This window comes from Streptomyces sp. NPDC059816, from assembly GCF_042732055.1.
Lineage (GTDB): Bacteria > Actinomycetota > Actinomycetes > Streptomycetales > Streptomycetaceae > Streptomyces.
The window spans coordinates 63,539-75,614 of record NZ_JBHWIQ010000009.1; the positions used below are offsets into that span (position 1 = coordinate 63,539).

At 72.1% G+C, this 12,076-nt stretch carries 10 protein-coding genes; 5 read left to right on the forward strand and 5 right to left on the reverse strand.

Going from position 1 to position 12,076, the window contains the following annotated elements; all coding sequences use genetic code 11:
* Positions 1-4: 4 nt before the first annotated feature.
* The gene (locus ACFV88_RS14345) at positions 5-1,525 is read left to right on the forward strand and encodes a long-chain fatty acid--CoA ligase (protein WP_385490253.1); all 1,521 of its coding nucleotides are present in this window, start codon (positions 5-7) and stop codon (positions 1,523-1,525) included.
* Between the two features lie 107 nt (positions 1,526-1,632).
* Here the strand turns inward: ACFV88_RS14345 and ACFV88_RS14350 are convergent, their stop codons facing one another.
* Positions 1,633-3,486: a BTAD domain-containing putative transcriptional regulator gene (locus ACFV88_RS14350; protein WP_385490256.1), complete on the reverse strand. Its 1,854-nt coding sequence runs from the start codon at positions 3,484-3,486 to the stop codon at positions 1,633-1,635.
* Positions 3,487-4,107: 621 nt separating this feature from the next.
* Here ACFV88_RS14350 and ACFV88_RS14355 point away from each other — a divergent pair.
* Entirely contained in the window at positions 4,108-5,208 is a 1,101-nt protein-coding gene (locus tag ACFV88_RS14355) for a hypothetical protein (RefSeq protein ID WP_385490259.1), read from the forward strand.
* 36 nt (positions 5,209-5,244) lie between these two features.
* Here ACFV88_RS14355 and ACFV88_RS14360 read toward each other — a convergent pair whose 3' ends face one another.
* Both ACFV88_RS14360 and ACFV88_RS14365 read right to left on the reverse strand, forming a co-directional pair.
* Complete coding sequence (locus tag ACFV88_RS14360; protein WP_385490262.1) at positions 5,245-6,444, reverse strand: globin domain-containing protein; 1,200 nt, start codon at positions 6,442-6,444, stop codon at positions 5,245-5,247.
* Positions 6,445-6,515: 71 nt separating this feature from the next.
* Positions 6,516-6,959: an RrF2 family transcriptional regulator gene (locus tag ACFV88_RS14365; protein WP_385490264.1), complete on the reverse strand. Its 444-nt coding sequence runs from the start codon at positions 6,957-6,959 to the stop codon at positions 6,516-6,518.
* A 362-nt stretch (positions 6,960-7,321) separates the two neighbouring features.
* On the opposite strand from ACFV88_RS14365, the gene ACFV88_RS14370 reads away from it, so the two are divergent.
* Positions 7,322-8,284: an NADP-dependent oxidoreductase gene (locus tag ACFV88_RS14370; RefSeq protein WP_385490267.1), complete on the forward strand. Its 963-nt coding sequence runs from the start codon at positions 7,322-7,324 to the stop codon at positions 8,282-8,284.
* 436 nt (positions 8,285-8,720) lie between these two features.
* Positions 8,721-9,407: an HAD family hydrolase gene (locus ACFV88_RS14375; protein WP_385490270.1), complete on the forward strand. Its 687-nt coding sequence runs from the start codon at positions 8,721-8,723 to the stop codon at positions 9,405-9,407.
* Between the two features lie 19 nt (positions 9,408-9,426).
* Here the strand turns inward: ACFV88_RS14375 and ACFV88_RS14380 are convergent, their stop codons facing one another.
* Positions 9,427-10,647: an MFS transporter gene (locus ACFV88_RS14380; protein WP_385490273.1), complete on the reverse strand. Its 1,221-nt coding sequence runs from the start codon at positions 10,645-10,647 to the stop codon at positions 9,427-9,429.
* A gap of 105 nt (positions 10,648-10,752) precedes the next feature.
* The gene (locus ACFV88_RS14385; RefSeq protein ID WP_385490276.1) at positions 10,753-11,232 is read right to left on the reverse strand and encodes an RrF2 family transcriptional regulator; all 480 of its coding nucleotides are present in this window, start codon (positions 11,230-11,232) and stop codon (positions 10,753-10,755) included.
* Between the two features lie 95 nt (positions 11,233-11,327).
* Here ACFV88_RS14385 and ACFV88_RS14390 point away from each other — a divergent pair, with 95 nt between their 5' ends.
* The gene (locus tag ACFV88_RS14390) at positions 11,328-12,056 is read left to right on the forward strand and encodes a ribonuclease H (protein WP_385490279.1); all 729 of its coding nucleotides are present in this window, start codon (positions 11,328-11,330) and stop codon (positions 12,054-12,056) included.
* Positions 12,057-12,076 lie beyond the last annotated feature (20 nt).

Genomic DNA, 12,076 nt, shown 5'->3' on the forward strand with positions numbered 1-12,076 from the left:
CGCCATGACCCTCTCCCTGGCCGCCGTCCTCGCCGAGTCCGCCCTGCGCCGGCCCGAGCACCCGGCCCTCGTGACGACCGACGCCACCCTCACCTACGCCGAACTCTGGACCGGCGCCCGCCGCCACGCCGCCGTGCTCCGCGGGCAGGGCGTCGGCCCCGGCGACCGGGTGGCCCTGCTGCTCCCCAACGAGCCCTGCTTCCCGATGGCGTACTTCGGGGCGCTCGCCCTCGGGGCGACGCTCGTGCCGATCCCGACGACCCTGCGCACCGACGAGATCGCGTACGTCCTGGCGGACTCCGAAGCCCGCGTGCTGATCTGCACCGAAGACGCGCGCCACGGTCACGGCGGCGCCGCCGCGGCCCGGACGGCCACGCCCGTCCTCACCGACGACGCCCTCGACGCCGGGACCGACTCCGTCGACACCCTCGTCCCGCGCGCCCCCGACGACATCGCACTGATCCTCTACACCTCCGGTACCACCGGCCGCCCCAAGGGCGCCATGCTCACCCACCTCAGCGTGTTCCTCAACGTCGAACTCGGCAGGGAGTCACCGTTCGCGATGGACGCCGACGACGTGCTGTTGGGGTGCCTGCCGCTGTTCCACACCTTCGGGCAGATCTGCGGCATGAACACCGCGTTCCGGGCCGGCGCGACCGTGGTGCTGATGGAACGCTTCGACGGCCCGCGGGCACTGGACCTCATGGCGACGCACGGCTGCACGGTGCTCATGGGCGTACCGACGATGTACCTCGCGCTGCTCGCCGCCACCGAACACACCGCCCGTCCGCCCCGGTTGGACCGGGCCTACTCGGGTGGGGCCGCCCTCCCCGTCGCGGTGCTGGAGGCCTTCGAGGCGCGGTTCGGCTGCCCGATCTACGAGGGGTACGGCCTGACCGAGACCTCGCCCGTGGTCGCGTACAACCAGCAGGCCTGGCCACGACGCCCCGGAACGGTCGGCAAACCGATCTGGGGCGTCGACGTCGCGATCGCGCGCTCCGACGTCGACGACCGCATCGAACTGCTCCCTGCCGGCGAGGTCGGGGAAGTCGTCATCCGCGGCCACAACGTGATGGCCGGCTACCTGAACCGTCCGGAGGCCACCGCCGAGGCCCTGGTCGACGGTTGGTTCCGCTCCGCCGACCTGGGCCTCCTGGACGCCGACGGGTACCTGCGCATCGTCGATCGCAAGAAGGACCTGGTGATCCGCGGTGGATACAACGTCTACCCGCGCGAACTCGAAGAGACCCTGGCCCGACACCCCGCGGTGGCGCAGGTCGCCGTGATCGGCGTGCCGCACGACACCCTCGGCGAGGAGGTCTGCGCGGTGGTGGTGCCCCGGCCCGGCGCCGCCGACGAGGCGTTGCCCGGCCAGATCGTCGACTGGTGCCGTGAGCGCATGGCGGCCCACAAGTACCCGCGGCTGGCCGTGCTCACCGACGCGATGCCGTTGGGGCCCAGCGGGAAGGTCCTCAAGCGGGAGCTGACGGCACGGTTCGCGACCCCCGGGGCCCGCCGCCCGTGACACCCCCGGGCGCGGTCCCCGTACCCGGGAGGGCCTGGGGGCAGGCCCTCCCGCGTACGGGAGGCAGCTCGGCCCCGACCCGCCGCCGCGGGTCGGGGACCGCGGTGTCACCCGGCCTGCGGAGCGGTCCCGTACGTCGCCCGGTCCATCTCCCTGGCGTAGGCCCGGACCACGTCACACAGGAAGTACCGCCCGAAGCCGTCCTGCTCCAACAGGTTGGCGTCGACGAGGCGGTCCAACGCGTCCTCGGCGTCGAGGGAGGAGCAGTCGAGCCGTTCGGCGACCGAGGCGGCCGTGAAGGTCGACGTGTCGGGGGTCCCCAGGGTCCGCAGCACCCGGTCCGGGCCGACCCTGCGCCCCACCGGGGTACTGAGGGCGGCGTAACTACGGGCGAAGCAGTCGCGCACCACCAGGTCCCCGACGCTCAGCTCGTCGAGCAACCGTTCGGGCGCCGCCAGCCGGGCGGCCATGTCGGCGAGCGGGCGGTACGGCTGCTGGCGCAACCGGATGCCGATGATCCGCAGGGCCAACGGCAGGCCGCCGCTGATCCGGACGATCTGCTGGGCCGCCACGAGTTCCGACTCGACACGCGTGCGACCGACGACCGCGCCGAGCAGCTGGAGGGAGCTCTCCTTGTCCATGCGGCGCAGCACGACGGTCCGCGCACCCTCCAGCCCGGCCAGCCGGTCCCGACTGGTGATGATCACCCTGCTGCGCGCACCGCCGGGGATGAGGGGGCGCACCTGGGCGGTGTCGGCGGCGTCGTCGAGCACGATCAGCAGCTTGCGGTCGGCGACGACGGAGCGGTACATGGCCACCAGTTCGGCTTCGTCCTGGGGGACGGCGCCGTGCGGCACGCCGAGATCCCGCAGGAACCGGGCCAGCACGCTCGAAGGATGGGCCGGTTGTCCTCCGCTGCCGCCCAGGGAGGCGTAGAGCTGGCCGTGAACGAACTCCCCGCGGTACGCGTGCGCGGTGTGCACGGCGAGGGCGGTCTTGCCGACCCCGCCACCACCACTGATCACCGTCGTCGCGGCCGGGCCGAGGGCCGGGTCCCCGGCCAGCGGGTCGAACGGGTGGCCCCCGCCCGGTTCGTCGTCCACGGGCAGTCGACGTGTCACGAAATCGGGTAGGGCGGCCGGGAGCTGGGCCGGCTGCGGTCGGGTCGAAGTGATCCTGGCCAACGGACGGGCCACGGCGGGCACCGGATCGGAGGGGGGCGCACCCTCCGCGGCGAGGATCCGCGCCTGCATCTCCTGGAGTTCGGCGCCCGGTTCGGTGGCCAGCTGCTCGACCAGCAGGGCCCTGGTCTGCTGGAAGACGTTCAGCGCGTCGCACTGTCGGCCGGAGCGGAACAGCGCCAACATCAGCCGGGCCACCAGTGCTTCCCGTAGGGGGTGTTCGCGGGTCAACCGCCAGAGCTCCGGAACGAGGCTCGCGTGCCGGCCCAGTTGCAGGTCCAGATCCAGCCGCCAGCTCAGGGTCTGGAAGTAGCGCTCCTCGAGGTGCCGCACCTCGATGTCGCGTAAGGTCGTCGAATCTATGTCGTGCAGCGGTTCCCGCCACGCCGACAGCGCCTCCGCCAGCTCCGCCGAGGCCCCTTCGAGGTCCCCCGCCGCGGCGAGTACGCCGGCCTTGTCCCGACGGTTGTTGAACCGGCCGAGGTCGGTCTCCTCCTCGTCCACCTCGATCAGGTATCCCGGGGTGCGGGTGATGATCCGTGCCCCGGCCTTCGGACCGAGTGCCTGTCGCAGCCGCATCACGTAGGTGCGGACCACGGCCGGTCCGCTCGGCGGCGGTGTGCCGTCCCAGACGAAGTCCTGGAGGCGATCCACCGAGACGATCTGTTTGGCACTCAGCAACAGGGCGGCGAGAATGACTCTCTGCCGTGGCGCGGAAACCGTCAACTCACGCTGGCCGACTTCGACGACAAGCGGACCAAGAATCCTGAAATCGATCAAATCGCTTCCTTCTTCGGCCAAGATGTCGGATCAGTGCCCGGGAACGGTTGACCGACGGGGCATCGGCTGCATCTGGCGATCACGGGCGGGGTGGTGCACGCCTACGGGTGGGGACGTTGTCGCTGTTCGGGCGAATCGGAACGTGTGGCGAACATTGCTGGGGCACGCGGTCGTTGTGCGCTGCAAGGGGGCCAACGGGTAGGTGGGTCTGTCGTGTTCACTCCCGGTGAGCAGCTTAGCGCTCCCAGTGGTTGCGCGGTGATGGACGAGGTGCCGTTGATCCCCAAGATGATGCGTGGGCACCATGGGTTCCCCTTCGAGGACGGTGTGCGGAAGTTGTTCGAATTGGTTTCACCTGTTTGACGTTCTGCGTTCTTCTCCAGGGAGAGGGCTCGACTTCATTCATGGTGCGGACAAGTACCCGTTCGAAGAGTTCCCCGTTCCCCTCCGGCCGCACCAACCGGCGCGCCGGACCTCCGGGCGCCGGGCCGCGATCGTTGCCCCGCAAGGGCGCGGAGCCCGTCCAGGCGGCAGCGGGCGGGGAGTGCCCCGGTGGTACGTTCTGCAGTCGTTCGCCGCGGGGCGCGGGGTCCGGCGGTGCGGGAACGACGGGGGCGGGCGATGACCGAGGGGGTTCTCTCCCTGGTGGAGCTGGACCGGGTGGCCTGGGCCGAGCTGGAGTGCATGGGCGGCCCGGCGACGGACGTCCCGGTCCGGCTGCGGGCGCTCACCTCCGCCGACGCGGGGCATCGGCGCCGGGCCTGGGAGTGGCTGGGGACCCACCTGTACCACCAGGGCACCGTCTACCCGGCGGCGGCGCACGCCGTGCCCTTCCTCCTGGGGCTGCTCGCCGAGGGCGGCACCCCCGACCGCGAACGCACCCTCGGCTACCTCACCCGGCTGGTGGAGTCACCGTCCGAGGACGGGGCCACCCCACCGGCCGATGGTCCGCCGGGTGACGACTCCGCCCGCCGTGCGGTCGCCGCGGGGGCGCGAGCCGTGCTGCCGCACCTGGACGCCGCCGACCCGTCGACCGCCGGCGCGGCGGCCGAACTGCTCGCTTGGTTGCCTGAATTGGCGTCAGTCTCCCTCCCCGGACTGCGCAGGCTGTGCGCCCGCCGGCTGCCCGGCCGGGAGCGCACCACCGCACTCATCGCCCTCGGCGCGCTCGCCGGGGCAGCGGGTACGCGCTCCGACCCGGCGATGCTCGAACAGCTGCTGGGCGATCGGGCCGACCCCGACCGCTGGGCCGCGGCCGTCGCCCTCTGCCGCATCACCGTCCCCGACCAACCGCCCGCGGCCGTCGCCGCGATGGTCGCCGAACTGGCCGCCGTGAACGTCGACCCCCAGGGGTACGAGAGGGTCTGGCGCACCCGCTTCCACGACAATCACGTCGCCGGGCTGCTCGCGGCGACGCTGCGGCACCTACCTCAGGAGCGCGGGGAATCGACCCGGGACCTCGTCGCCCGCCGGCTGGGCGAAACGGAGTCCACGCCGGACGAAGTCGCTGCGGTCGCCTCCGGGTTGGTGGTCGACGCACTCGGTGACGAGAGCACGGTGGCTCCCGGAGCGTTGACCCCGTGGCAGCGTGCGGTACTCGGTGCGCTGCCCGGCGCCGACCCCGCTTGGGCCTCCGGCGAGCTGGGCCCCTGGTTGACGTCCGCGTACGGTCTGCCGGGCACGGGGGAGGCCCTGGCCGCCTGGCTGGCGCGCTCCGCGTGACCGGTCGGTGGCCCCGTGTTCCCCATGGGGTCGGTGTCACTTCTGCCCGAGCCACAGATCCGGGCCGAACACCTCGTAGTGGATCGACCGGGCGGGTACGCCCCGGTGCAGCAGGCCGTCGCGGACGGCCCGCATGAAGGGGAGCGGCCCGCACAGGTAGGCCGTCACCCCGTCCGGCAGGTCCAGTGCGCTGACGTCGACCCGGCCGGGCAGCGCCTCCGGCTCGGCGTCGTCGGGGTCGTCGTACCACAGGTGCAGCGTCGCCCGGGGGAGGCGTGCGACCAGGGCGTGCAGTTCGTCGCGATGGGCGTGGGTGGCCGGGGCGCGGTCGGCGTGCACCACGGTCACCCGGCGGGACGGCTCGGTCCGGGCCAGGTGGTCGAGCATGGACAGCATCGGCGTGCAGCCGATTCCGGCGGAGGCGAGGAGGAGGGGCCCGTCGCCCGGAGGCAACACCAGATCGCCGAATGGTGCGGATACGGTGAGGGCGACACCGGGCCGGGCGTGTGCATGGAGCCAGTGGGACACCTCGCCGTTCGGTGCTCCGTCGGCCGCCACCCGCTTGACGGTGATGCGCCACGGTGCACGTCCGGGCGCGCCGGAGAGGCTGTACTGGCGGATCTGCCGTGCGCCGCCCGGCAGTTGGGCTTGCACGCTCACGTACTGGCCGGGCCGGAACGCTGCGAGGGGGCGGTCGTCAGCGGGGCGCAGGGTCAGCGAGACGGTGTCCCGGGTCTCGGTGCGACGCTCGGCGATCACCATGCGCCGCCAGGTGTCGGCGCCGGTCGCTCCGGCGTCGCGGTAGAGACGGGCTTCGACGGCGATCAAGGCGTTGGCCATGAGCCAGTACACCTCGTCCCAGGCGGCGACGACCTCGGGTGTGACGGTGTCCTTGCCGAGCACTTCGGCTATCGCCGCGAAGAGGTGGCGGTGGACCAGCCGGTACTGGTCGGGGGTGACGCCCAGCGAGGCGTGCTTGTGCGCGATCCGCAGGAGCAGTTCGTCCGGCCGGTCGTCGGGCCGTTCGAGCAGCATCCCGGCGAAGGCGGCGATCGACCCGGCGAGGGCCTGCTGCTGGGAGCCGTTCGCCTGGTTGCCGCGGTTGAAGAGGTCCCGCAGCAGCTCGGGACACTCCTCGAAGAGGCGCCGGTAGAACCGATCGGTGATCCTTTCGAGGGCGGCGCCCACGACCGGCAGGGTGGCGCGAACGACCGGGACGGATCGTGTGGACAGCACGGCGACTCCTAAGTGGTAGATGATCTGCATATTTAAGAGCGGGGGGAGGTCCCGCTCGGCGGGTGGGCGGGTCAGATGTGTCGGCGTCCGATCAGCCCGACGAGTACGGGACCGGCGGGCGAGGCGGCGAGATCGTTGACGGTCAGCGGATCGAGTGCCGAGTAGAACGCTTCCTGGGCGGTGCGCAGCGCCCCGCGCAGTCGGCAGGCCCCGCGCAGCGGGCAGGGGGAGTCGCCCTCGCAGGCGACGACCTCCTCCTCGCCCTCCAGGTCGCGGACCAGGCGGCCGACCGAGGTGTGCCGCCCGGCCTCCGTGAGGGCGAGTCCACCGCCCCGGCCCCGTCGTGCCTCGATCACGCCCAGGTGTTGCAGTCGTGCGACGGCCTTGGTCATGTGCGTGTACGGCACGTCCATGGCGTGGGCGACCTCGCGCGTGGTGAGCGGTTCGGCGTCCTTCGTGGCGGCGAGGCTCATCACGGCGCGCAGGGCCAGGTCGGTGAACTTGGTCAGCCGCATGCGTGGACCGTATCAAATATGCATTCTGGAGGCTTATTTGGGTGGGTCGTTCGGTGCCGGCCCGGCGGCGCCGGCGTTGCGTCCCCCCGGTGGCTGCTCGCCGGCGACCGGGGCGGGCGACCCGTGCGACGGAGAACGGAGAGTGGTGGTGGCGGACCTAGGTGCGGCCGACACTGCCCACCGCGCCCGAACCGACTGAAGATCGTAAACATGTGCCGGGGTCCGGAACCCCGCCTCCGCGGCTCGACGGTGCCTCCGGCGCGGCCGGTCCGGGTCTCCCGTGAGGCCGGTAGGGACCACGCCCTCGGCGGCGGTGGCCCGATCGGCTCCGTCTACCACCACGTCGAAGGGGTAGTCCGTCCATGAGCGCAGCCGCAGATGCCGTCGCCACCATGCGTGCGATCAGCCAGGAGGCCTTCGGCGGGCCCGAGGTGCTGAGGGAGGTGCGGCGGGAGGTCCCGGAACCGGGGCCGAACGAACTCCTCGTCCGGGTGCACGCGGCCGGGCTCAACCCGACCGACTGGAAGCACCGGGCGAGGGCGGCGTTCCTCGGCGAACCGCCGTTCGTCCTCGGCTGGGACGTCTCCGGGGTGGTCGAGACGGTCGGGACCGGGGTCACCCTGTTCGGACCCGGGGACGAGGTCTTCGGGATGTTGCCCTACCCGTACGGTGCGGGAGCCCACGCCGAGTACGTGACCGCGCCGGCCCGCGCCTTCGCGTCCAAGCCGTCCCGGATCGACCACGTACAGGCGTCAGCCCTGCCGTTGGCCGCGCTGACGGCGTGGCAGGCGCTCGTCGACACCGCTCGGGTGGGGCCGGGGCACCGCGTCCTGATCCACGCGGCGGCCGGCGGGGTCGGTCATCTGGCCGTGCAGATCGCCAAGGCCAGGGGGGCGTACGTGATCGGCACGGCCGGTGGGGACAAGCACGGGTTCCTGCGCGGGCTGGGCTGCGACGAGGTGATCGACTACCGGGAGGTCGACTTCGCCGAAGTCGTCAGTGAGGTGGACGTCGTCCTGGACGCCGTCGGGGGTGACTACCGTGCCCGCTCGCTCCGGACCCTTTGCCGGGGCGGTGTGCTCGTCTCCCTCCTGCCCTACGAGAAGCGGGAACTCTCCGCGGAGGCGGCCCGGTTCGGGGTGCGCGGGGAGGTGATGATCGTCGAGTCCGACCACGCCGGAATGAACGCGATCGCCGACCTCGTCCGGACCGACCGGTTGCGCGCCGCCATCGCCGGGACGTACCCGCTGGCCGATGCCGCCGAGGCGCACGCGCAGGGGGAGACCGGACGGACGGCCGGCAAGCTGGTGCTCCTCGTGCGGTGATCCGGTGCCGTACGAGCGGCCTTGGTGGACCCCGAGTCACCGCCCGCCCGCCCGGTTCGGTGGGTGTGGTGGCAGAGTGCGCCGCGCCCACCATCGGGTGAAATGTGTTCCAGGGGGGCGGCGGTGACCGGTGTGGTGTGAGCGGACATCTTATGTGATCTTGTTAATCCCTAACCCCCGTATGTCGCGCCACCCCTGACGTTGCATCATATGAATGTGTGACTGGATTCTTTGACGGAAGAATCATTTCCCCTTGCATTTCCTGGGTGCTGGCGGCGAGGCGAGTGCCTTGCCCCGCGCCAATTCCGCACCGTAGCGTTCGTGGCTGCGAGGGCAATGGGTGGCGGCCCTCGTGGTCCTGGCCAGGACACTTCTGTGCTTGCCGTCGAAGCGGCGACCCCTGTGGTCGCACGTTCTTCGAGAAAGGGCAATTCGCATGACTGTTCCTGGAACCTTCCCTTCGATTCCCGCAGCACTGGTCTTCGACTGTGACGGCACGCTGGTGGACACGGAATCCCACTGGCAGGCCGCACGCATGCGGTCCTTCTCCGAATTCGGACTGAAGGCACCACCCGGTTTCGCCGAGAGAGCGGCCGGAGTGCACTACACGGAATGCGGGAGCCTCATGGCCGAGGAGACCGGGGCGCCGGAACTGGCCGACGCGTTGACGCAGGCCCTGCTGTCCCACTTCACGGAACTCGCCGACACGGCCCCGACCACCATGCCCGGTGCGGAGGACCTGGTGCGCTTGGTCTCGGGCCGACTGCCCCTGGCGGTCGCGAGCAACTGCCCGGCCGCAGTGGTGGAGGCGAGCCTCGGCAGGGCCGGCCTCCTCGACCACTTCGACCACCTCGTCGTCCCGGACGAGGAACTGCGACCCAAACCCGAACCCGACCTCTACTCGCGCGCCGCGGACCTCTGCGGCACGCCCCCCGGGGACACCCTGGCCTTCGAGGACTCCCTCACCGGCATCGAAGCGGCACGCCGCGCCGGACTGAGGGTGGTCGGCGTCGGTAGGCAACCGGCGTGGCAGGAGCACCCGGCCAACTGGTGGGTCGACACCCTCGACGCCCTGGAACTGGTCAGCTGGATGCGGGGGACCCTCCCCGACGCCACCGACTGACCGGGGCGGCCCCTCGGGGTCAGGCGACGTTCGACGTCGCTCGCGAAGTGCACCACAGGAAGACCAGGGCCGCCGCGGCGATCACCGCCCCCAGGGCGTACACCGTCGCCGCGCCGGCTCCGAGAGCGGCGCCGCCGAGCACGGTGCCGAGGCCGATGCCCAGGTAGATCGAGGACGAGTTGAGCGAGACCACCAGGGGGGCCTCCTGCGGGGCGACCCCGATCAGTCGGTGCTGTTGCGCGGGTGTCTGGCACCAACTGCTCGCACCCCAGAGGAACACCAGCAGCCCGACCAGGGGGGTGGCGTCGGCGCCCACCGCGGCGAGCCGCCCCAGTGACCCGAGGGCGAGCGCCATGACGACGTACCCCACGGTCAACACCGTGGTGGAACCCCGGACGTCGGTGGTGTATCCGGCGGCCAGGTTGCCGAGGACGGCACCCAGGCCGTACAGGAAGAGCATCCACAGGACGCCGTCCCCGCGCACGTCGACCGCCTCCAACACGGGCACGCTGTAGGCGTACGCCGTGTAGCTGGCTCCCATGCCGAGCACGGTGAGCGGCAGCACGCCGAGGACGGCGGGCCGTCGCAGTACGGCGAGGCGGGTGCGCAACGGCACCCGGGCGTCGCCCGGCAGCCACGGCATGACCAGGCGCAGCACCGCGGCGACGAGCAGACACAGCGCGGCGACCAGGCCGAGTGCGGTGCGCCAACCGAACCACTGGCTGGCGGCGCTGCCGAGCGGGACGCCGAGCGCGGTGGCGGCCGTGAGCCCGCCGATCACCACGGCGAGTGCGCGAGCGCGGAGTTCGGGCCGGACGAGGGCGGCGCTGACCGCGCCCGCGGTGGGCGTGTAGGCGGCCGCACCGGCTGCGGCCAGGACGCGGCTGCCGAGCAGGGCGGCCGGGTCGGGGGCGAGCGCCGAGCCGAGGTTGGCGATGCCCAGCACGGACAGCGCGCCGATCAGTAAGGTCCGGCGCGGCAGCCGTGCGAGGGCCGTGGCCAGCACCGGGGAGAGGGCGGCGTAGGCGATCGCGAAGACGGTGATCGACTGACCCGCCGTCGCCGAGGACATCCGGAGGTCCTCGGCCATGGAGGGGAGGAAGCCGGCCACGATGAAGGCGTCCGTCCCGACGGCGAAGGCGCCCAGCGCGAGGACGAGGGTGGACGGCAGCCCGCTTCGGGGCGTCGAGTCCGGGGCGGCCCGCTTCGACCGTCCGATCGGAATCGAGACGTTTGACATCCTGATTCTCCTTCTGTGTTCGTGCGTGCGGTGCCCGTGTCCGTGTCCGTGTGTGCGGTGTCCGCGTCGGCGGGTGCGGCGTCGGGCCGCTGGGGGTGGGTGTGCTCAGCCGGTGGTGCGTGCGTAGTGGCGCCGGGTGCGGTCCGCGGCCGTGGCCGGCGCCGCGGCCATCAGATCGGCCACCGTCTGCCCGGCGAGTTCCCGACGCCAGGCGAGTTCTGCCCTACGCATCGCGGTGGCGATCCCGCAGGGGCGCTGGAACTCCTGTGCCGGTGTGTCGAGGCCGGCGCCGCGCTGGCGGATCTCGGTGCAGCGGAAGACGTCGTCCGGGCCTTCGACGGCGGCGACCACGTCCATCAACGTGATCTGCTCCGGTCGCCGGCCCAGCCGGAAGCCGCCCCGGGCGCCGGGGGTGGAGTTCAGGATTCCGGATCGCACCAACGTCTGGAGTCGCTTGGTGAGGTAGGCGGGCGGTAGGTCGAACCAGGCCGCCAGCCGCGCCGTCGGTACCGGCGCCTCGTCCTCCAGCCATGCCAACGTGAGGCAGCAGTGCAGGCCCCACTCCACTCCCTCACCCATGCGCATAACCAGGACGATACACGTCCGGGTTTCGGCGGGCCGGTGGGTCCGGCGGGACTCGTCGGGTCGGCCGGTACGGAGCGGGGTGGCATGATCGGGGCATGTCTGACCGCATCATCGCCGCCTGTGACGGCTCATCGAGGGGTAACCCGGGGCCCGCCGCCTGGGCCTGGGTCACGGCGGACCCGCAGGGGCGCCCCCAGCGTTGGGAGGCCGGACCGCTGGGCGCCGCCACCAACAACGTCGCCGAGCTGACCGCCCTGGCGCGCCTCCTCGAAGCCGTCCCCGCCGGCACGCCGCTCGAAGTGCGCATGGACTCGCAGTACGCGATGAAGGCCGTCACCCAGTGGCTTCCGGGGTGGAAACGCAAGGGGTGGAAGACCGCGAGCGGTAGCCCGGTGGCCAATCGGGACCTCATCGAACACATCGAAGAGCTGTTGGCCGGCCGGGACGTGGAACTGGTCCACGTCCCCGCCCACCAGGCGGACGGCGACCCGTTGAACGCGATCGCCGACCAGGCCGCCAGCGATGCGGCAACGGCCCAGGCCCCCGCCGGTACGGCCCTCGGCCATCACGGACTGCCGGTCCCCGCGCCTCAGCGCGCCACCGAGACGCGGGCGAAGCGGCCGTCGGACCGTCGCCCCAAGAGCGCCGCGCGGCCGGGGCGCACCGACGGCCAACCCCGGGTCATCAGCGCGAAGTTCGCCGGTCGATGCCCCTGCGGCACCTCCTACACCGCCGGCGCCAAGATCACCAAGGTCGGCACGGGCTGGGGACACCCGGACTGCCGTACGGAACGAACCGCCGCGGACCGGGCGACGGGGGCGTGACGGGGACCCGCGGGGAGTGA